Raw genomic sequence first — 19,521 nt, forward strand, 5'->3', positions numbered from 1 at the left:
CTTCAGGGTAGGGAAGGAGGCCTTCACGGCGTTCCGGTCGGTTATCGCATCTGCTTCAGGACCACGGTCCGCTCCCCCAGCGGCGCCGACAGCGTCACCGAGATCACCGGATGCCGGATGTCCATCGTGCACATCTGGCCGGTCTGGCCCTTCAGTTCGGTCAGGTTGACGGTGACCCTGGTCCCGTCCTGCTGCGCGGCCTCCGCCGTCGCGTGCCCGCAGCCGCCTTCCTGGCCGCGGACGTTCAGGACCGTCCCGCCGTTGCTGGTGTACACCTCACGCGGATAGTCCGCGGGCAGCGCCGACGCGTCGAGCTGCTTGTCCGGCAGCTTGGTGCTGCCTTCCGGCACCTCCTGGCGAGGCGCGCCCGGCACACCCGGCTGGCTTCCCGGCTTACTGCTCGGCGCCGGGGCCGGCGAGGAGGATGGCGGCGCGGACGGCGACGGCGGCACGGTACTCAGGCTGCCGCTCCCGGGTCCGGCCGCGGGCTCCGCTGCCTGGTTCTGCGCCCCGCAAGCGGATACCGCAACGACGATCAGGCCAAGGCCGATGACATTCGTTAAGTACCTCATGTGACTGGGACGGAACGAGACCGCCGTGGGGTTGCACATGATCTCAACCCGCTTCCAGGACGACGGTCCGCGCACCGAGCGGCTCGGCGAGTTTCACCGGCAGGACGGCGTAGCGGATCACCTGCGGGCACATCTGCCCCGGATCGCCGTGGTCGATCTTCACCTTGACCAAGACCCGCTGCGCGTTCTCCTCGGCGAGGTCCGCCTTCGCCTCGTCGCAGCCGCTCAGTTCGATGTGCACGTTCAGGCCGCCGTTCTCCGCGCTGACCTGGGCGGGCACCTTGGCGTCGACCTGGGACGGCGGCAGCATCTTGTCCGACGGCGGCGGGCCGACGGTCGGCCGGGACATCGGTGGTTTCGCTCCCGGCGGGCCGGCCGGGACCGAGGTGGGCAGATCCGAGGGTGTGGTGACGACCGGAGGGGTACTCGTGTTCGCCGGTGCTCCGGGGCCGCCCGCGCCGCAGGCCGCCGTCGCGGCGAGCACGAGCCCCGCGCCCAGCGTCTTCGCTGCGTTCATCATGGTTTCAGGACGGAATGGACCTCACCGAAGGTTGCATCACCGCTGGGCCGCGCGGCCGCGGACCAGTCCTAGGATCACCACCCCGGCGAGGGTGACGGCCAGCAACAGCACCGTGCTCGCCGACGCCAGGAACACCTGTCCCCGGTCCGTGAGCGCGAAAATGCTCGCGGGCAGCGTGCGCCAGTCCGGTGGGTACAGCATCATCGTCGCGCCCAGTTCGCCCATCGACATCGCCAGCGCGAGACTCGCCGACGCCGAGATCGACGGCAGCAGGACCGGCAGCCGCACCCGCAGCAGCACCCGCACCGGCGAAGCGCCGAGACTCGCCGCCGCCTGCGCCAGCAGCGGGTCCATCCGCGCGATCGCGGCGGAGACCGTGCTGTAGGAGAACGGCAGCAGGATCATCACGTGACCCAGCAGCACGATCCAGCGCGTGCCGTTGAAGGCGAGCGGCGGACGGCTGAACGCGACCAGCAGCGCGAGCCCCAGCACCACCGACGGCACGGCGATCGGCAGGTGGAACAGGGTGTCGACGGCCTTCCGCAGCTTGGACGGCGCGGACTGGGCGGCGAGCGCGGCCCACGTCCCCAGCAGCACCGACACCAGCGACGCGATGACGCCGGTCTGGATGCTCACCGAAAGACTCGCGAACGTCTCTCCGGACAGCGCCTGCGCGAAATGCGAGCCGGTGAGCGCGCCCGGCAGCAATCCCGTCCAGTTCCCGGCGACCGACGCCAGCACGATCATCAGCAGCGGTGCCAGCACGATCGCGGTGAACAGCACCGCGAACACCATCCACAGCAGGACACGGCTACGCCTGGTCCACAGCAGCACGACGGCCTCCCTTCGTCAGTCGCCGGTAGGTTCCGTACAGGGCGAGGGAGAACACGACGTTGACCACCGCGATGACACAGGCCTGCGGGAAGTCGAAGGTCACGATTCCCTTGCCGTAGACCAGCATCGGCAGGGTCGTGACGTCCTTCGCGCCGAGGAACAGCACGATGCCGAACTCGTTCATCGCCAGCAGCATGGTCAGGCAGGCGCCGGAAGCCAGTGACGGCAAGGCTTCCGGGAGAATCACCTGACGCAGCACGCGCCCGGGTTTCGCGCCGAGGCTGGCCGCGACCTCCATCTGCGCCGACGACACCTGGCCGAACGCGGCGAGCGCCGGGCGCATCACGAACGGCGTGTAGAAGGTGATCTCCGCCAGCAGGATCCCGAACGGTGAGTACAGGAACCCGCCCGCGCCCAGGATCCCGGCGCTGCCGTAGATGAAGGTGAACGCGAGCGCGATGAGGAACGACGGGAACGCGAGCACGGTGTCCACCAGCCGCGAAAGCGTCCGCGCGCCGGGGAACGGCACGAACGCGATCACCAGCGCGAGGAACGTCCCCAGCACCACACAACCAGCGGTCGCGCCGAGCGCGAGCGCGACGGTCTTCCAGGCGGCGTCCCGGAATTCCGCCGAGCCCAGGACGTCCAGCCACACCGAAAAGCCGAACTCGCCGGTCTTCGATTCCAGGGACTGGAGGACGACCAGCACGAGCGGGTAGCCGAAGAAGCCGAGCAGGACGAGCACCGGCGGCAGCAGGAACCAGCCGCGTCCTGGCTGTTTCTCCCGCCGCCGCGCCGGTGCCGCCGCCGTGGTGGCGAGCGCGAGGCCGGTCATCCGACGCCCACCAGCGGGCAACCGTCCGGAATGGACACTCCGACCCGCTCCCCCACCCTCGGGAGTCCTTCGATGTCCGGCACTTCGGCCCGGACCTCGTCCCCGTTGTGCGCGAGTTCGAGGTCGAGCCGGAAGCCCGTGCCCCGCCACTGGACCCCGCGCAGGACCGCGGGCAGCGCGCCGGGGGCGTCCGCCTCGGTGATCCCGACCCGGTGCGGCCGGACGCCGAGCGCGACGGGCTGCCCCGCCCGGAAGGTCCCCGACGGATCGGCCGCAAGCTCGCGGTCGCCGAGCCGGACGCGGGTGCCGTCGGGCTGGATCAGCTCGACCGGGATGAGGTTGGACGCGCCGAGGAAGCTCGCGGTGAACTCGGTCGAGGGCCGCTGGTACAGCTCGCGGCTCGGGCCGAGTTCGACCAGCTTCGAGTCGCGCATGACGGCGATCCGGTCGGCCAGCGCCAGTGCCTCACCCTGATCGTGGGTGACGTAGATCAGCGTGGTGTCGGGCAGTTCGGCCCGCAGCCGCAGGAGTTCCGCGACCATGTCCTCGCGCAGGGCGGCGTCCAAAGCGGACAGTGGTTCGTCGAGCAGCAGCACCCGTGGCCGGATCGCCAGTGCCCGCGCGAGCGCGACGCGCTGTTGCTGTCCGCCGGAAAGCTCACGGGGGTAGCGACGGGCGTACTTGCCCATCCCGACCAGCTCCAGTGCCTCGGCGACCCGGCTCGCCGTCTCGGCCCGAGGCGTTTTCCGCGCCTTGAGCCCGAAAGCGACGTTCGCCTCGACCCGCATGTGCGGGAACAGCGCGTAGCTCTGCACGACGACGCCGAGGCCGCGGCGGTGCGGCGGTAGCTCGGTGACGTCCTCGCCGTCGAGCAGGACCCGCCCGGTGCTCGGCACGACGAAACCCGCGAGGGCCTTCAGCGCCGTCGACTTGCCGGAGCCGGACGGCCCGAGCATCGCCAGCGTCTCCCCTCTCGCCACGGTGAGATCCAGCGGCGAGAGGGCGGTCGTCCGGCCGAAGCGGACGGAGACGCCGCGGAATTCGACCGCCGGGGTCATCGGCCCACGGCCTTCTTGTACGCGGCGAGGTCGGCGTCGAGCTTCGCGAGGACGGCGTTCCAGTCGGGCTGCCAGATCTCGACGCCGTCGAGGGCCGCCTTCACCTTGTCCGCCCGCGGGCCGGACGGCGTGACGTCGGTCCGCGACGGGGCGCCGAAGGTGTCGACGACCTTGCCCTGTACCTCGGACGAGAGCAGGAAGTCCAGGAACTTCTTGGCGTTCTCGGCGTGCGGCGCGTTGTTCACCAGGCCCGCGTAGTACGGGAGGGCGAAGGTGGAGCGCTTGCCCTGCGCGTCGGCCGGGAAGAAGACCTCGAAACCGCCGCTCTTCTCGATCGCGGCGAGGTTCATCTGGACATCGCCGTTGGCCACCAGGATCTCTGCCTTGGCCACCTTCGGCTGCAGCTTGCCGGTGGAGGACGACGGGCCGACGTTGTTGGCTTCGAGCCTCGCGAGGTAGTCGAGCGCGCCCTGGTCGCCGAGGACGTGCTGGAGCTGCAGCAGGACCGCCGTACCGTCGCCCGCCTCGCCGGGGGTCGAGTACTGGAGCTTGCCCTTGAGCGACGGGGAAAGGAGGTCGTCCCAGGTCTTGGGCGAGACCTGCGGGTTGCGGATGAAGCTGAGGTAGTTGTTCATGATCGCGAAGTAGCGGCCCTGGCCGTCCTTCTGCCCGGCCGCGACCTGGTCGATCCCGGCGGGCGCCGTGGCGGCGAGCAGGCCCTGCGACGCGGCCCGCTGGATGAACGGCGGGAGGGTGACCAGGATGTCGGCCTGGGTGTTGGCCTTCTCCTTCTCCACCCGGGAGGCGACCTCACCCGATCCGGCGGTGACCGCCTGGACGGTGATCCCGGTCTTGGCCTTGAACTCCTCGAAGCGCTGGGCGTACCAGTCTTCGAGACCGTCCACTGTGTACAGCGTGACGGTCTGATCGCCGGAGGCGCCACCGGCGGTTCCGCCACAGGCGCCCAGGGTGAGGGCGAGCAACCCGGCGAGGGCGGTGGCCGCGAGTTTCTTCATGTCGTCAAAGCTCCTTTTAGGACAGCAGGATGGGGAGGTCGCGGACGGATTCGAGGACATGGGTGGCGCCGGCGGCTTCGAGGTCCGGCTTCTTCGCCGATCCGGTGAGCACGCCGGCGACGATCGAGGCGCCGGACCGCAGCCCGGTCTGGACGTCCGAAGCGGTGTCGCCGACGACGGCGATCCGGCGGACGTCGGTGATTTCGAGCCGCAGCGCGGCGGCGAGGACGAGGTCGGGGTACGGGCGGCCGCGCACGCCCTCACCCGGCGCCAGCGCGGCGTCGGCGAGGCCGTGCCAGCCCAGCGCGTCCAGGATCGCGTTCTGCGTGGCAGGGGCGAAGCCGGTGGTGAGCGCGACCTTCACGCCTTGGGCGCGCAGTTCCTGGATCGTCTGCTCGGCGCCGGGGATCGGCTCGCAGTGGCCGTCGGCGACGAGTTTCTCGTAGGCGTCCTGGAAGGCGGTGTTCGCGCGCTGGGCGCGTTCCTCGTCCCCGTCGAGCAGGGCGCGGAAGACGACGATCTTGGACTGCCCCATCGTCTCGACGACGTAGTCGAGCATTCCGGGGAAGCGACTGTCCTCTTCGGACACTCCGGCGGCGGCGATCGCGGCGGTGAAGGCGCGGATCACCAGGCCGTCGTCGGCGACGGTGGTGCCTGCCATGTCCAGGACGACGAGTTCGGTGTTCACCAGGAGAGCTCCTCTGCGGTGTCTTCGGCGATGGCGGGGGAACAGGTCATCCCCCGGCCACCCGGTCCGGTGACGAGCCACGCGTTGTCCGCGACGCGGGCGCGGTGCACGATCCGGGTGGGGTCGGTGGTCTGGGCGTAGACCCCGGCCCAGCGGCGGGCGATCCGCGGGAGCGGCCGTCCGAGCAGCGCGCCGGCGACCTCGGCCAGATGGTCGTACGGGTCTTCGGTGGTGTCGAACGAGAACGGCTCGTCGTACTCGTGGGTGTCGCCGATGGTCAGCGAGCCGTCGAGGCGCTGGACCATGAGCAGCTGCATCTTGTTGACCGCGGCGATCTCGCCCTGCGGCTGCCCGGCGTTGAGGCCGTCGAGCGCGTCGCCGCGATACGCCGGGTAGTAGCGGAAGCTGTCCGCGTCGGCGACGGTGGTGGTGAGGATTTCCCCGAGCGGCTCGGTCTGGGCCATCTGCAGCCGCACGCGGCGGACCGGGGTCGCCCCGGCGAGCTCCTTGACCAGGCCACCGGTCCAGGCGCCGGTGCACAGCACCACGACGTCGCCTTCGTGGGTCTCACCCGTGTCGTCGACGACGCCGCGATCGGTCAGGTCGCGGATCTCGCGGCCGGGAACCCAGGTGTAGCGGCCGGATTTCGCCAGCTCGGCGCGCAGGGCGGGCTGGGCGACGCGCGGTTCGACGGCGGCGTCGCGGTCGCACCAGAGCGCGCCGAGGAACTCGCCGCGCAGGGCCGGGTTCAGCTCGCGGACCTCGGCGGCGTCGAGCAGCTTGAACCCGCGGTCCTCCGTGCTCGCGGCCGCGGCCTCGGCGACGGCGAGTTCGGCGGCCGTGCGGACGACGGTGAGTGAGCCGTTCGGCCGGAAGCCGATGCCTTCGACGCGTTCGCCGATGCGCTCCCACAGCACTCGCGCCCGGGCGGCCGTCTCAAGTTCGGGGCCACTGGCGCGGCCACCGACCCAGACCAGGCCGAAGTTGCGCACCGACGCGCCCCTGGCCTCGGGTTCACGTTCGATCTGGACGACGTCGTGGCCGCGTTCGACGGCCTGCCAGGCGTGCTGAGTGCCGAGCACTCCGCCGCCGATGATGAGGATTCGCACACCGCAGACGCTCGCCTGCGCGCACCAACGCTCCGTGACCCCCGCCCTAACCGCAGGTGAAGTGCCACCGAAATGTGGACCAGACCTGTTATCTTCGCGTTATATTGCGCCGCGTTTCGTCCTCTCGATGCGGTCGTTGAAAGTACAAATACCGCGTTCAGAGGACTGAATGCGGGCGGCGGCTACTCCACTCGGCCCAGTCGGGTCTCGAAGGAGAGCCGGTCGCCGCGGAACAGCGAGCGGACACGCTCGAACGGGACACCGTCGGGTCCCCACGACGTCCGGTGCATCAGCAGCATCGGCAGCGCCGGGTTCGTCCCGATCAGCAACGCCTCCCGTGGCGTGGCGAGCACGGTCTCGACCCGCTCCTCGGCACCGTCGAAGACGACCCCGAGCCGTTCCCGCAAACAGGCGTAGAGCGATTGTGTGGGATCGAACACATCCATCAGCGTCGGGAATCGCGCGGCGGTGAGATAGGTCGATTCGAGCCCGACCCGCTCGTCGTCGGCGAGCAGCACCCGTTCGATGTGGATGACGTCGTCTTCGGGATCGATTTCCAGTTCCGAAGCCAGCGACGGACCCGCTTCCCGGCGTTCCAAAGAGATCAGATTCCGGCCCGGCTGAATGCCCTGCCTCCTGAGTCCTTCGGTGTAACTCACCAGAGCGAGCGGCTGGACGAGCTTGGGGCCCGCGACGTACGTGCCGCTCCCCTGCCGCCTGCTCAGGCGCCCTTCGAGCACGAGTTCACCGACGGCCTGGCGCACCGTCGCGCGGGAAACCTCGAATCGTTCGGACAGTTCCCTTTCGGTGGGAAGTACCGCTCCTTGCCCTAATTCGGAGATCACTTCGAGCAGATCGACTTTGACCGCGTAATAGCGGGGAATGCGGCCGTGCTCGGGAATTCCGTCCCGGACCGGCCCGTCGGCGGGTGGATGTAGTCTTGGCGAACGCGCTTTCACGATCCAGATCCTAGGCCCGTTTCCCCATGCCTGTACTGACCCGAACGAAGTGTTCATGCCACGCTCACACTCGTGGCCGAAAGGGCACCTCCGGCGGCCGTTCAGCCTTCCGGCGGTTCCGGCGCCCGCCCGTCCAGGAGTAACGGCGTTGGGCGCTCCGGTCTACGCCATTCGTCGGCGGCTGAGGCCGGACGTCCGTTAATCACCACCATCGGCCGAAAGATCCGAAGAAAGTTGGTTGTCCCGGCGTATGCCCACCTGCTGTAGTCAGTTGGCCGCAGTCAGTCTCCCTGCCTCCACTGTGGACAGCCGGAAGGAATGAACCCTTGGACATCAAGCGTCGGTTCAGCCTGCTCAAAAAGACCCTGATCGCCGTCGCGGCGGCCGGAACCCTGGCGGGTCTCGCCACGGCTCCGCAAGCCGTCGCCGCCGAGCCGCCGTCGACCGACGTGGTCGGTGGCACGCGCGCCGCACAGGGCGAATTTCCTTGGATGGTAAGGCTTTCCATGGGCTGTGGTGGTGCGCTCTACACCCCGCAGATCGTGCTGACGGCCGCGCACTGCGTGTCGCGGACCGGGGCCAACACGGGGATCACCGCCACCCTCGGCGTCGTGGACCTGCAGAGCACGGCGGCCAAGAAGGTCAAGTCGACCTACGTGTACCGGTCGCCGACCTATCCCACCTCCACCGGCGGTGACTGGGCCCTGATCAAGCTCGCCAGCCCGGTCAGCGGCATCCCGACCCTGCCGATCGCCACCACCACCGCCAACAACAGCGGCACGTTCACCGTCGCCGGCTGGGGCGCCGCGACCGAGGGCGGGGCGCAGCAGCGCTACCTGCTCAAGGCCAACGTGCCCTTCGTCTCCGACTCGACCTGCAAGGCGCAGGGCGGCAGCTACGCCGACCTGATCGACAGCGCCGAGATCTGCGCGGGCAACGTCGCCTCCGGTGGCGTCGACACCTGCCAGGGTGACTCGGGCGGCCCGATGTTCCGTCGCGACAGTGCCGGCGCCTGGATCCAGGTCGGCATCACCAGCTGGGGCGAGGGGTGCGCGCGGGCGCACGCTCCCGGCGTCTACACCGAGGTGAGCACCTTCGCGACCGCGATCAAGAACGCGGCCGCCGGTCTCTAGGTCTCATCGCTCACGGCATGCCCTGAAGGTCCCCTTCACCACAACGGCGTGGTGGAGGGGACCTTCTCGTTCGGCGGACAGCGCCGGTCACCGTGTCGCGAAAGCCACTTTCGGGACATCAGAGGTCGCGAAAGTGGCTTTCGCGACACGGGCTCGGCCGCTGTGGCTCGGCCTCACCTGCAAAGTCAGCGGGTCTTGTCCAAACGCGACAGTGTCTCTTCGTACCCCGACACCAGTTCCGCGATCACGTCGGCGACCGGGCGCACCCGGTCCATCCGCCCGACGATCTGCCCCACCGGCATCGAGACCACGCTCGGGTCCGCCGCGTGGTGGATCCGGTTGTGCGCGTGGGAGACCAACAGGTTCTGCAGCGGCATCGGCAGCGGTTCGGGCGCGTCGGGCGCGGCCCAGGCCTCGGTCCACCGCGTCTTGAGCAGCCGCGCCGGTTTGCCCGTGTAGATCCGCGTCCGGACGGTGTCGGACGAGCCTGCCGCGACCAGCGCGCGCTGCATCGCCTCCGACTCCCCCATGGTCTGGAGGTATTCCTCGGTGGCGAGCCAGAAGGAACCCATCCACACCCCGGAAGCGCCGAGCGCGAGCGCCGCCGCGACCTGCCTGCCCGAGCCGATCCCGCCGGCGGCGAGCACCGGGACGCGGTCGCCGACGGCGTCCACCACCTCGGGCAGCAGGACCATCGACGCGATCTCGCCGGTGTGCCCGCCCGCCTCGTAGCCCTGCGCCACCACGATGTCGACGCCGTTGTCGACGTGCCGCACGGCGTGTTCGGCCTTGCCCGCCAGGGCAGCGACCGGCACGCCCTTCGCGTGACACTGCTCGATGACGTCCACCGGCGGTGAGCCCAGCGCGTTGGCGATCAACCGGATGGGGTGTTTCAGCGCGACCTCGACATGGGAGCGGGCGACCGAATGCAGCCAGCCCAGCACTCCCGCGCGTTCGTCGGTGTCGTCCGGCAGCGGCGGCACCGCGAGTTCGCGCAGCGTCCGCTCCACGAAGTCGCGATGCTCCTGCGGGATGTGTTTCGCGAGATCGATCGACGTCCCTTCGGCCGGGATCTTCGCGGGCATCACGATGTCGACGCCGTAGGGCTTCCCGCCGGTGTTCTCGTCCATCCAGGACAGGACGGCGTCGAGCTCGGCGGCGTCGTTGAACCGCACGCAGCCGAGCACGCCGAGACCGCCCGCCCGGCTGATCGCCGCGGCGACGTGCTCGGAGGGGGTGAACCCGACGATCGGCAGGTCGATCCCGAGCCGGTCGCACAGAGACGTCCGCATGAAACTCCTTACGCCGGTTGGATGGTGATGGGCTCGTGCTCGGCGGCGTAGCGCTGCGCCCACGGGTAGTCCGGTTTCCCGCTGGGCGACCGCCCGATCTCCTCGGCGAGCCAGAGACTGCGCGGCACCTTGTAGCCGGCGATCTCGGTCCGCACGTGGGCTTCGAGCGCGGCGACGTCGAGCTCCTTGCCGGCACGCGGCTGGATCACCGCGGCCACCCGCTGGCCGAGCCGGTCGTCGGGGATGCCGATGACGAGCGCGTCGAAGACGTCTGGATGCGATTTGAGCGCGCCCTCGACCTCTTCGGGGTACACCTTCTCGCCGCCGGTGTTCACGCACTGCGACCCCCGGCCGAGCAGGGTCACCGTGAGGTCTTCCTCGTAGCGCGCGTAGTCACCCGGGACGACGTAGCGCTTGCCGTCGACCTCGACGAAGATCTTCTCGGTCTTCGCGGGATCCTTGTAATACCCGAGCGGGACGTGCCCGCGCCGGGCGATCAGGCCGATCGCGCCCGGTTTCGGCTCGACGAGCGCGCCGTCGTCGTCCACCAGGATCGCGTCCTTGCCGAAGTTGACCCGGGGACCGGCGGAATGATCGCTGTCCTTGCTGACCATGCCGATCCCGGTGAACCCGCTTTCGGACGAACCGATCGCGTCGGTGATCACCACGTGCGGGAGCAGCGACAGGAACTCCTGCTTCACCGATTGGGAGAACAGGGCGGCGTGACTCGACACCGCCACGATCGACGAAGCGTCGTAGTCGCCCTCGCGGTAGGCGTCGATCAGCGGCCGCGCCATCGCGTCGCCGACGATGGTGAGCACCTGGACCTTGTTGTCCTGCACGGCTTTCCAGACTTCGTGCGCGTCGAACCGCGGGACGAACACGACCGGGCTGCCGGTGAACAGCGCGCCGAACGCGGCCCACTGCGCGGCGCCGTGGATCAGCGGCGCCGCCGGGAGCCGGACCAGGCTGCCCGACTTGCCCTGTTCGGCGAGCGCCCATTCGTCCGGGACGTACTCGCCGGTGACGAAGTTGATCCCGCCGCCGAGCGCGCGCCAGATGTCTTCGTGGCGCCACAGGACGCCCTTGGGATATCCGGTGGTGCCGCCGGTGTAGAGGATGTAGATGTCGTCGGCGCTGCGCTCGGCGAAGTCCCGCTCGGGGGAGCCTTCGGCGAGCGCGGCTTCGTAGTCCACACCACCGTAGGACGAGTAGTCGCCGTCGCTTCCGTCGTCGACAACGACAACGTGTTTCAGTTTCGGCGTCTCCGGCAGGACGGCGGCGACCTTGTCCGAATACTGGCGCTCGTGGACCAGCGCCACGAGGTCGGCGTTGTCGAACAGGTACCGCAGTTCGCCGTGGACGTAGCGGTAATTGACGTTGACCGCGATCGCGCGCAGCTTGTACGCGGCGATCATCGATTCCAGGGCCTCGATCGAGTTCCGGGAATAGACACCGATGTGGGATCCGGGTCCCACGCCGTGTGCGGCGAGATGGTGCGCCAGCCGGTTGGCGCGCTCTTCCAGTTCGGCGAAGGTGACCCGCCGATCGCCGCAGACGACCGCGATGCGCTCCGGCACGGCGTCGACGGCGTGCTCGAGTAGATCCGCGATGTTGAGTGCCACTTCCTCAAAGTAGAACATGTTATCGTTCTGGGCAATGGCCGCTCTATGGGAGGTTCAGGTGGGCGAACCGCACGCGCTGGTGGAAAAGATCGAACACACCCTCGTGGTCACGATGAACCGGCCGGAGGCCCGCAACGCGCTCAGCGGCGAGATGCTCGGGATCATGGTCGAGGCGTGGAACCGGGTCGACGAGGACGACGACATCCGGTGCTGCGTGCTCACCGGCGCGGGTGGCGCGTTCTGCGCGGGCGCGGATCTGAAGTCGATGTCGAAGAACTCGCCGTCCGACTCGTTCGAGAAGGGCACGTTCGACCCCAGCAGGATCGAGGGCCTGCTCAAGGGGCGGCGGCTGACGAAACCGTTGATCGCGGCCGTCGAAGGCGCCGCGATCGCCGGCGGGACGGAGATCCTGCAAGGTACGGACATCCGGGTCGCGGGCGAGAGCGCGAAATTCGGGGTGTCCGAGGCGCGATGGAGCCTGTTCCCGATGGGTGGTTCGGCCGTCCGGCTCCCCCGCCAGATCCCGTACACCGTCGCCGCCGACCTCCTGCTGACCGGACGGCACATCAAGGCGGCCGAGGCGCTGGAGATCGGCCTGATCGGCCACGTCGTCCCGGACGGGAAGGCGCTGGACAAGGCCCTCGAACTCGCGGGCCTCATCTCCGCGAACGGTCCCCTGGCGGTCCGCGCGATCCTCAAGACCATGCGGGACACCGAGGGCATGCACGAGGAAGAGGCCTTCAAGCTCGACGCCCAGTACGGCATCGAGGTCTTCGCGAGCGAAGACGCGAAGGAAGGCCCCCGCGCCTTCGCCGAGAAGCGCAAGCCCGTCTTCCGGGGCCGCTGACCCCCCGTTTCGTCCTCTGGATGCGGTAGTTCGCCGGTGAACTACCGCATCCAGAGGACTAAATGCGTCAGGGGACGCGGTGACCTTCCCAGTAGGGGTCACGGAGCTTGCGCTTGTAGAGCTTTCCGTTCGGGTCGCGCGGGAGTTCGGGCAAGTAGTCGACGGAACGCGGGAGCTTGAACTTCGCCAGCCGCGACGCCGCGTACTCCAGGATCTCCGCGGTCAGCTCCTCGGAGGGCTCGACGCCGTCCGCGGGCTCGACGACCGCCTTGATCGCCTCGCCCCAGTCCTCGTGCGGGACGCCGAACACCGCGACGTCGGCGATCTTCGGGTGCATCACCAGTTCGCCCTCGATCTCCGCCGGGTAGATGTTGACCCCGCCCGAGATGATCAGGTCCGCCTTGCGGTCGTGCAGGAAGAGATAGCCGTCCTCGTCGAGGTGCCCGACGTCGCCGAGGGTGAACAGGTCCCCGACCCGCGCCTTGGCGGTCTTGGCCCGATCCTTGTGGTACTCGAACTTCGAGTCGCCCATCTTCATGTACACCGTGCCGGTCTCACCGGCGGGCAGTTCCGTGCCCTCGTCGTCGAGGATCTTGATCGTCGAACCCGGCCACGGCAGCCCGACCGAACCCGGTTTCTTCAGCCATTCCTCGCCCGAGATCGCCGTCCCGCCGCCTTCCGTGGCCGCGTAGTACTCGGTGACGACCGGGCCCCACCAGTCGAGCATCCGGCGTTTGACCTCCAGCGGGCACGGCGCGGCGCCGTGGATCATCACGCGCAGCGAACTCAGGTCGTAGGCCGCGCGGACGTCGTCCGGCAGCGCGAGCAGACGCCGGAACTGCGTCGGGACCATGTGGCTGTGCGTGACGCGATGCCGCTCGATCAGCCGCAGCATGTCCTCGGCGTCCCAGCGGTCCATCAGCACCGCGGTATGCCCCAGCTGCAGGGAGATCGCGACGAAGTTGAGCACCGCCGTGTGATAGAGCGGCGACCCGCAGAGGTGTACGTGGCCGTCGTGCGGCGCCAGCCCGAAGATCCCGAAGAACCACGTCGACGCGGCCGGCACGGAGTCGGGGTCGGCGCCGGTCAGCGGCCGCCGGACGCCCTTGGGCCGCCCCGTGGTGCCGGACGTGTAGAGCATCGGCGAGCCCGCCGTACGCCGTTCCGGACGGCCGTCGCCCTCGCCGGAGCCGAGTTCTTCGATCCTCCGGAAGCCAGCGACGTCACCCACCGCGAACCGCGCGCGTTCCGGGATCCCGGCCTCGTCCGCGGCCGCGATCGCGACGTCGGCGAAGCGTTCGTGCGCGAGGAACGCCTTGGCGCCGCTGTCGGACAGGATGTACGCGACCTCGGGCCCGACCAGGTGCCAGTTGACCACCACGATGTACAGGCCGGACTGGATGGCGGCGAAATAGGCCGCGACGAGTTCGTCCCCGTTGGGCTGCAGGACGACGACCACGTCCCCCGCTTCGAGCCCGAGGGCTTGGAGCCCCCGCGCGTACGCGTTCGCTTTCGCGGCGAGGTCCCCGTAGCCGATCGAGCGGCCGTCCGGATCGACGAGTGCGACCCGCTCCGGCTCCTGCGCGGCGATATTCCAGACCCCAAGTGTCCCGGTGGCAGTCGACATACCCGCAAATCTAGAACGCGTTCCACTCAAGAGCAACCGCCAGCAAGGCCCAGACGCGCAGTCTTGCCGGAAAATCGAGAACGTGTTTCACTCAGGACGTGAGCGCACCCGAACTTCCGCTGTCGGCCCCGCTCAACGTGGGCTTCGACTACACCCGCTCGGTCGGCCCCGTGCTCGGCCGGTTCGTCGATGCCCTGCGCGAGCGCCGTGTCGAAGGCGTCCGCGGCAGCGATGGCCGCGTCCACGTGCCCCCTTTGGAGTACGACCCCGTGACCGCCGAGGCGCTGTCCGAATTCGTGCCGGTGGCGTCCGAGGGCGAGATCGTCTCCTGGTCCTGGATCGCCGAACCCGTCGACGGCCAGCCGTTGTCGCGGCCGTTCGCGTGGGCGCTGATCCGGCTCGACGGCGCCGACACCCCGATGCTGCACGCCGTCGACGCCGGTTCCCCCTCGAATGTCCACACGGGACAGCGGGTCCGGATCCGCTGGGCGGACGAGACCGTCGGGCACATCCGCGACATAGCCTACTTCGTCCCCGCCGACGGGCCCGACACCGAAACCACCGAGGCGCCTCCCCCGGTCGCGAAACGGGAGGAGGGCGCGCCGGTCAGCGTCGTGATCACGCCGATCCACCTGCGCTATCAGCATTCCGCGTCGCCGGAGGAAAGCCGGTACCTGCGCGGGCTGGCCGAGGGAAGGCTGATCGGCCAGCGCTGCCCGTCCTGCGAGAAGGTCTACATCCCGCCGCGCGGTGCCTGCCCGACCGACGGCGTGCCGACCACGGACGAGGTCGAACTGCCCGACACCGGCATCGTCACGACGTTCTGCATCGTGAACGTGCCGTTCCTCGGCCAGAAGATCAAACCGCCGTACGTGGCCGCGTACATCCTGCTCGACGGCGCGGACATCGCGTTCCTGCACCTGGTCCTCGGCTGCGACGCCGCCGACGTCCGGATGGGCATGCGGGTCCGGGCCGCGTGGAAGCCACGGGACGAATGGTGGACTTCGCTGGAGAACATCGGCCATTTCGAGCCGACCGGCGAGCCCGACGCACCGTACGAATCCTTCGCCCACCATCTGTGAGGACCACCGTGCCAGATGTAGCAGTCGTGGGCTTCGCGCAGGCCCCCAACGTCCGCAGTACCCCGGGCACCACCAACGGCGTGGAAATGCTGGTGCCGATCTTCGCCGAGGTCTTCGAGCGCACCGGTCTGTCCAAAGAGGACATAGGGTTCTGGTGCTCCGGTTCCTCGGACTACCTCGCCGGCCGCGCGTTCTCGTTCATCGCCGCGGTCGACGCCATAGGCGCCTTCCCGCCGATCCACGAATCGCACGTCGAGATGGACGCCGCGTGGGCGCTGTACGAGGCTTGGCTGAAGATCCGGATGGGCGAGGTCGAGACCGCGCTGGTCTATGGGTTCGGCAAGTCCTCCGCCGGACAGCTGCGGCGGGTGCTGGCTTTGCAAATGGACCCGTACGTCGTCGCGCCGCTGTGGCCGGACTCGGTGAGCGTCGCCGGGATCCAGGCGAGACTGGGGCTCGAATCCGGGCTCTGGTCGGAAAAGGATCTCGCCGAGGTCGCCGCGCGCAGCCGCGCCGACGCCGCCGGGAATCCGGCCGCGCAACTCGCCGGAACGGTCGAGGTGGCGGAGCTTCTCGACGCCCCGTATTTCGCGGATCCGTTGCGGGCCCACGACATCGCCCCCATCACCGACGGCGCCGCCGTGCTCGTGCTCGCGTCGGCCGAGCGGGCGGCGGACCTCGTCGACAGCCCGGCGGTGATCACCGGGATCGAGCACCGCGTCGACTCCCCCGCGCTCGGCGTCCGGGACCTCACCAAATCGCCTTCGACGGCGGCCGCCGGGCGGGCGCTCGACCTCGACGGCGTCGAGATCGCGGAACTGCACGCGCCGTTCACGCATCAGGAACTGATCCTGCGTGACGCGCTGGGCCTCGGCGACCAGGTGCGGATCAACCCCTCCGGCGGCGTCCTGACCGGTAATCCGATGTTCTCCGCGGGGCTGGCGCGGATCGGAGAGGCGGCGAACCGCGTCCTCGACGGCAGCGCGCGCAAGACCCTCGCCCACGCGACCAGCGGCCCCGTCCTCCAGCAGAACCTGGTCGCGACCTTGGAGGTCCTCTCGTGAAGCACCTCGCGGCCGTACTGGGAACGGGCCAGACCCACCACAAGGCCAAACGCACCGACGTGTCCATGCCCGGACTGCTCCGGGAGGCCATCGACCGGGCGATGGTCGACGCGCAGACCGGCTGGGACGACATCGACGCCGTCGTCCTCGGCAAGGCGCCGGATCTGTTCGAGGGCGTGATGATGCCCGAACTGTTCCTCGCCGACTCGCTCGGCGCGACCGGGAAACCGTTGCTGCGCGTGCACACCGCCGGCTCGGTCGGCGGCTCGACCGCGCTCGTGGCGGCGTCGCTCGTGCAGGCCGGCGTGCACAAGCGGGTGCTGACCGTGGCCTTCGAGAAGCAGTCCGAGTCGAACGCGATGTGGGGTCTGTCGATCCTGCCGCCGTTCCAGATGCCGGTGGGCGCCGGGGCCGGCGGCTATTTCGCGCCGCACGTGCGCTCGTACATCCGGCGATCCGGCGCGCCCGACCACGTCGGCGCGATCGTCGCGGCAAAGGACCGCCGCAACGGCGCGCTGAATCCGTACGCGCATCTGCGGCAGTCCGACATCACGGTGGAGTCGGTGCAGGCGTCGCAGATGTTGTGGGACCCGATCCGCTACGACGAGACGTGCCCGTCTTCGGACGGCGCCTGCGCGATGGTGATCGGTGACGAAGCGGCGGGCGACGCGGTTCCCGGTGGCGCGGCGTGGATCCACGCGACCGCGATGCGCACCGAGCCGACCACGTTCGCCGGACGCGATCAGGTGAACCCCCAGGCCGGACGGGACGCCGCCGCGGCGCTGTGGCGGGACGCGGGCATCACCGACCCACTGTCCGAAGTGGACGCCGCCGAGATCTACGTGCCGTTCTCGTGGTTCGAGCCGATGTGGCTGGAGAACCTGGGCTTCACCGACGAAGGCCAGGGCTGGAAGCTCACCGAAGCCGGCGAGACCGCGCTCGGCGGGCGCCTGCCGGTCAACCCGTCGGGTGGCGTGCTGTCGTCGAACCCGATCGGGGCGTCCGGGATGCTCCGGTTCTCCGAAGCGGCCAAACAGGTGATGGGCCGGGCCGGGGACTACCAGGTCGACGGCGCGCGGATCGCGCTCGGGCACGCGTACGGCGGCGGTTCGCAGTTCTTCTCGATGTGGGTGGTGGGATCGGCCAAACCGAGCTGATCCTTCAGCCGGCTCTGGCTTCCTCCACCTTCCCGCGCCTGACGTACAGGCGGATCCTGTTCGGCCGGAGGTCCAGTGTCACGGCTCCGTGTCCTTCCAAATCGACGACCTCGACCTGGAAGCCGTCGGCCTCGCATTTCGCCCGCGCCTCGTCCACCCGTGAACCCACGAGCTCGGACAAAGCGAACGACGGTGCTCGCTCACCGAACATCGGGCTCTCCCTTCGTCAGGGGCGGCGGCGCGGCCGGAGGCGTTGCGCGGCCAGGGTCGCGATCACCCCGGTCACCGCGCCCACCAGCACCGGCTTGAGCCCGTGCCGGTCAGGCGCCGCCACCACCGGCCGGACCACGACGGGCGGGGGCGGCCGCACGGGGTCCGGCGGGGCGTCGCGCGCGGTCGCGGTCCAGGCTGTCACGAACACCAGCATCCGGGCCACCAGCGAGATGAAGAAGATCAGGCCGATGATGGAGCCGAAGGCGACCCCGGTCGGCGAATTCCCGATCAAGCGCAGGTAGATCCCACCGGCCAGCTTCAGGAGTTCGAAGCCCAGCGCCAGCGCGACCGCGCCCCGCATCGCGCTGCGGACCCCGACCGGTTTCCGTGGCAGGCGGGTGAGCACCCAGAGGAACACGAGCCAGTTGGCCAGCAACGCCAAGGGAATCGAGATCGCCGACAGCACGTTGTGCCCCCAGGCGGTGTCGTCCACCCCGGCCAGCCCCAGCAGATACCGGCCGAGCGCGGACCCGGAAATGGTGATGGCGAAGGACACCAGCAGCGCGCTCGCGAGGCCTAGCAGCGCGAGCAGGTCCGCGGCGATCGTGCGCAGGAGCGGGAGATCCGACCGGTTCTGGCCCCACAGCGCGGTGAGCGCGTCGCGGAGCGCGTTCATCCAGTTCCAGCCGGAGTACAAGCCGATGATCAGACCGATGATCCCGACGCTGGTGCGCTGCTCGACGAACCCGGTGAGCAGCTCCCCCGCCTTGTCACCGAGGGCGCCGGGCAGCGTGCCGGTGATCGCGCTCAGCATCGACTCGATCAGCTGCGGCTGGCTGGCCAGCACGAAGCCCGCCACCGAGACCGCGACCATGAGGATGGGCACCAGCGAGAACAGGCTGAAATAGGTGATCGACGCGACGTAGTGGTAACCGCCGTACTCGACGTAGCGGTTCACGGCCCGCGCCACGTGGTCGAGCCAGCGGTAGCGGGCACGCAGCCGCTGCCATTTCGTCGGTGCTTGCTTCTCCCTCACACGCCAATGTCTACCTCAGCGAGGTCACGGCTCGTGGTCAACACGCGATCAAGCGAGCGCGATCAGCTCCGAGCCGTCGTCCTCCGGCAGTGACGGGCCTGCGGTCGCCAGCACGGTGTTGCCGAGAAAGTCCAGCTCACAGCCGAGGGTGGAGAGGAACGCGGTGTCGGCGGCGTCGCGGCCGGTCGCGATCCGGCACAGGCTCTGCCTCGGCGCGAGGCCGGTGGCGTCGAACACGTACCAGCGGCCGTCGATCGCGGCCTCGAACACGGCGTGGAAGTCCATTGGGGACAGTCCGGGCGCATAGACCGCGGCGAACCGGGCGGGGATGTCGAGCACGCGGCACAGCGAGATGCAGACGTGCGCGTAGTCGCGGCACACCCCTTCACCGGCGAGGTAGGTGTCGACGGCGTCGTCGGTCGGCGAACCGGAACCGACCACATAGGACAGGTGCCCGCCCACATGCCGGACGATCGCCTCCACCTGGGCCCGCGCGCCGGGCAAGCCGCCGAAGCGGGACAGCGCGAGCCCGCCCATCCGGTCCGAGGGGCAGTACCGGCTGGGCCTGGTGTACCGGATCAGATCTTCTTGACCGAGCGGCTCGGCGTCGGCCGGGCCGAGGGCGCGTTCGGCCCGGTACCGCACGACGTGTTCCCCGGACGGCAGGTCGACGACCTGGGCCCGGGTCCCGTGTTCGAACGCCACCTGGCGCGGCGGCGCGGGATAGGCGAACTCCTCCTGGGCGGCCCCGCCGGCGAGCGCGATCACGAACGCGGCGGGGCCGGGTTTCGTGACCCGGAAGGACATTTCGACGTCGACCTGAACGTGGGGACCCATGGCCCCATGGTGCCCCA

Annotated in this window: 20 protein-coding genes; 5 read left to right on the forward strand and 15 right to left on the reverse strand. The window is 69.5% G+C overall.

Annotation, left to right across the window (positions count from 1 at the left end):
- Positions 1 to 41 precede the first annotated feature (41 nt).
- The 9 genes from H4W30_RS27115 to H4W30_RS27155 all read right to left on the reverse strand — a co-directional run bounded on the left by H4W30_RS27115 (position 42) and on the right by H4W30_RS27155 (position 7,591).
- Positions 42 to 350: a hypothetical protein gene (locus H4W30_RS27115; protein WP_225949882.1), complete on the reverse strand. Its 309-nt coding sequence runs from the start codon at positions 348 to 350 to the stop codon at positions 42 to 44.
- A 265-nt stretch (positions 351 to 615) separates the two neighbouring features.
- Positions 616 to 1,092, reverse strand: a complete 477-nt coding sequence (locus tag H4W30_RS27120; RefSeq protein WP_192745416.1) for a hypothetical protein — start codon at positions 1,090 to 1,092, stop codon at positions 616 to 618.
- 36 nt (positions 1,093 to 1,128) lie between these two features.
- Positions 1,129 to 1,926 carry an ABC transporter permease gene (locus tag H4W30_RS27125; RefSeq protein WP_192745417.1) on the reverse strand — a complete coding sequence of 266 codons (798 nt, stop codon included), beginning with the start codon at positions 1,924 to 1,926 and terminating at the stop codon, positions 1,129 to 1,131.
- Positions 1,904 to 2,761 carry a 2-aminoethylphosphonate ABC transporter permease subunit gene (locus H4W30_RS27130; RefSeq protein WP_126731461.1) on the reverse strand — a complete coding sequence of 286 codons (858 nt, stop codon included), beginning with the start codon at positions 2,759 to 2,761 and terminating at the stop codon, positions 1,904 to 1,906. Before H4W30_RS27130 ends, H4W30_RS27125 begins: the two co-directional genes overlap by 23 nt.
- Positions 2,758 to 3,819, reverse strand: a complete 1,062-nt coding sequence (locus H4W30_RS27135) for an ABC transporter ATP-binding protein (protein WP_192745418.1) — start codon at positions 3,817 to 3,819, stop codon at positions 2,758 to 2,760. The genes H4W30_RS27130 and H4W30_RS27135 overlap by 4 nt, the downstream gene beginning before the upstream one ends.
- On the reverse strand, positions 3,816 to 4,835 hold the full coding sequence (locus tag H4W30_RS27140; protein ID WP_192745419.1) for a 2-aminoethylphosphonate ABC transporter substrate-binding protein: 1,020 nt from the start codon (positions 4,833 to 4,835) through the stop codon (positions 3,816 to 3,818). The genes H4W30_RS27135 and H4W30_RS27140 overlap by 4 nt, the downstream gene beginning before the upstream one ends.
- Before the next feature lie 16 nt (positions 4,836 to 4,851).
- The gene (locus tag H4W30_RS27145; RefSeq protein ID WP_192746835.1) at positions 4,852 to 5,526 is read right to left on the reverse strand and encodes a phosphonatase-like hydrolase; all 675 of its coding nucleotides are present in this window, start codon (positions 5,524 to 5,526) and stop codon (positions 4,852 to 4,854) included.
- Positions 5,520 to 6,632, reverse strand: coding sequence for a TIGR03364 family FAD-dependent oxidoreductase (locus H4W30_RS27150; RefSeq protein WP_192745420.1), 1,113 nt, complete (start codon positions 6,630 to 6,632; stop codon positions 5,520 to 5,522). Before H4W30_RS27150 ends, H4W30_RS27145 begins: the two co-directional genes overlap by 7 nt.
- Before the next feature lie 182 nt (positions 6,633 to 6,814).
- On the reverse strand, positions 6,815 to 7,591 hold the full coding sequence (locus H4W30_RS27155; protein ID WP_126731455.1) for a GntR family transcriptional regulator: 777 nt from the start codon (positions 7,589 to 7,591) through the stop codon (positions 6,815 to 6,817).
- 326 nt (positions 7,592 to 7,917) lie between these two features.
- Between H4W30_RS27155 and H4W30_RS27160 the strand changes: the two genes are divergently transcribed.
- Positions 7,918 to 8,724 (forward strand): S1 family peptidase, encoded by an 807-nt coding sequence (locus H4W30_RS27160; RefSeq protein ID WP_192745421.1) that lies wholly within the window; start codon positions 7,918 to 7,920, stop codon positions 8,722 to 8,724.
- Positions 8,725 to 8,909: 185 nt separating this feature from the next.
- Here H4W30_RS27160 and H4W30_RS27165 read toward each other — a convergent pair whose 3' ends face one another.
- Together H4W30_RS27165 and H4W30_RS27170 are read right to left on the reverse strand one after the other, a co-directional pair.
- On the reverse strand, positions 8,910 to 10,016 hold the full coding sequence (locus H4W30_RS27165; RefSeq protein ID WP_192745422.1) for an NAD(P)H-dependent flavin oxidoreductase: 1,107 nt from the start codon (positions 10,014 to 10,016) through the stop codon (positions 8,910 to 8,912).
- Positions 10,017 to 10,024: 8 nt separating this feature from the next.
- A complete protein-coding gene (locus H4W30_RS27170; RefSeq protein WP_192745423.1) occupies positions 10,025 to 11,641 on the reverse strand; it encodes an acyl-CoA synthetase in 1,617 nt (538 codons plus the stop codon).
- A 58-nt stretch (positions 11,642 to 11,699) separates the two neighbouring features.
- Between H4W30_RS27170 and H4W30_RS27175 the strand changes: the two genes are divergently transcribed.
- Positions 11,700 to 12,488: a crotonase/enoyl-CoA hydratase family protein gene (locus H4W30_RS27175; protein WP_192745424.1), complete on the forward strand. Its 789-nt coding sequence runs from the start codon at positions 11,700 to 11,702 to the stop codon at positions 12,486 to 12,488.
- A gap of 67 nt (positions 12,489 to 12,555) precedes the next feature.
- Here the strand turns inward: H4W30_RS27175 and H4W30_RS27180 are convergent, their stop codons facing one another.
- Complete coding sequence (locus H4W30_RS27180; protein WP_192745425.1) at positions 12,556 to 14,115, reverse strand: acyl-CoA synthetase; 1,560 nt, start codon at positions 14,113 to 14,115, stop codon at positions 12,556 to 12,558.
- Positions 14,116 to 14,213: 98 nt separating this feature from the next.
- Here H4W30_RS27180 and H4W30_RS27185 point away from each other — a divergent pair, with 98 nt between their 5' ends.
- From H4W30_RS27185 to H4W30_RS27195, 3 genes are read left to right on the forward strand one after another with little or no spacing between them, the layout of a single operon-like run.
- Entirely contained in the window at positions 14,214 to 15,197 is a 984-nt protein-coding gene (locus H4W30_RS27185) for a Zn-ribbon domain-containing OB-fold protein (RefSeq protein WP_192745426.1), read from the forward strand.
- An 8-nt stretch (positions 15,198 to 15,205) separates the two neighbouring features.
- Entirely contained in the window at positions 15,206 to 16,261 is a 1,056-nt protein-coding gene (locus tag H4W30_RS27190; protein WP_192745427.1) for a thiolase domain-containing protein, read from the forward strand.
- The gene (locus tag H4W30_RS27195; protein ID WP_192745428.1) at positions 16,258 to 17,418 is read left to right on the forward strand and encodes a thiolase domain-containing protein; all 1,161 of its coding nucleotides are present in this window, start codon (positions 16,258 to 16,260) and stop codon (positions 17,416 to 17,418) included. Before H4W30_RS27190 ends, H4W30_RS27195 begins: the two co-directional genes overlap by 4 nt.
- 4 nt (positions 17,419 to 17,422) lie before the next feature.
- Here H4W30_RS27195 and H4W30_RS27200 read toward each other — a convergent pair whose 3' ends face one another.
- The 3 genes from H4W30_RS27200 to H4W30_RS27210 are packed head-to-tail and all read right to left on the reverse strand — an operon-like array spanning position 17,423 to position 19,504.
- On the reverse strand, positions 17,423 to 17,629 hold the full coding sequence (locus H4W30_RS27200; RefSeq protein WP_192745429.1) for a hypothetical protein: 207 nt from the start codon (positions 17,627 to 17,629) through the stop codon (positions 17,423 to 17,425).
- Positions 17,630 to 17,644: 15 nt separating this feature from the next.
- Positions 17,645 to 18,667, reverse strand: coding sequence for a YhjD/YihY/BrkB family envelope integrity protein (locus H4W30_RS27205; RefSeq protein WP_192745430.1), 1,023 nt, complete (start codon positions 18,665 to 18,667; stop codon positions 17,645 to 17,647).
- Between the two features lie 48 nt (positions 18,668 to 18,715).
- A complete protein-coding gene (locus H4W30_RS27210; RefSeq protein WP_192745431.1) occupies positions 18,716 to 19,504 on the reverse strand; it encodes a transglutaminase-like domain-containing protein in 789 nt (262 codons plus the stop codon).
- Between the last annotated feature and the right edge of the window lie 17 nt (positions 19,505 to 19,521).

This window comes from Amycolatopsis roodepoortensis (assembly GCF_014873915.1).
GTDB classification, from domain to species: Bacteria; Actinomycetota; Actinomycetes; order Mycobacteriales; family Pseudonocardiaceae; genus Amycolatopsis; species Amycolatopsis roodepoortensis.

What these genes read in the sequence shown, in the direction of transcription:
- H4W30_RS27120 (WP_192745416.1), bottom strand. Translation starts at nt 1,092, where the DNA reads ATGATGAACGCAGCGAAGACGCTGGGCGCGGGGCTCGTGCTCGCCGCG.
- H4W30_RS27130 (WP_126731461.1), bottom strand. Translation starts at nt 2,761, where the DNA reads ATGACCGGCCTCGCGCTCGCCACCACGGCGGCGGCACCGGCGCGGCGG.
- H4W30_RS27135 (WP_192745418.1), bottom strand. Translation starts at nt 3,819, where the DNA reads ATGACCCCGGCGGTCGAATTCCGCGGCGTCTCCGTCCGCTTCGGCCGG.
- H4W30_RS27140 (WP_192745419.1), bottom strand. Translation starts at nt 4,835, where the DNA reads ATGAAGAAACTCGCGGCCACCGCCCTCGCCGGGTTGCTCGCCCTCACC.
- H4W30_RS27165 (WP_192745422.1), bottom strand. Translation starts at nt 10,016, where the DNA reads ATGCGGACGTCTCTGTGCGACCGGCTCGGGATCGACCTGCCGATCGTC.
- H4W30_RS27180 (WP_192745425.1), bottom strand. Translation starts at nt 14,115, where the DNA reads ATGTCGACTGCCACCGGGACACTTGGGGTCTGGAATATCGCCGCGCAG.
- H4W30_RS27200 (WP_192745429.1), bottom strand. Translation starts at nt 17,629, where the DNA reads ATGTTCGGTGAGCGAGCACCGTCGTTCGCTTTGTCCGAGCTCGTGGGT.
- H4W30_RS27210 (WP_192745431.1), bottom strand. Translation starts at nt 19,504, where the DNA reads ATGGGTCCCCACGTTCAGGTCGACGTCGAAATGTCCTTCCGGGTCACG.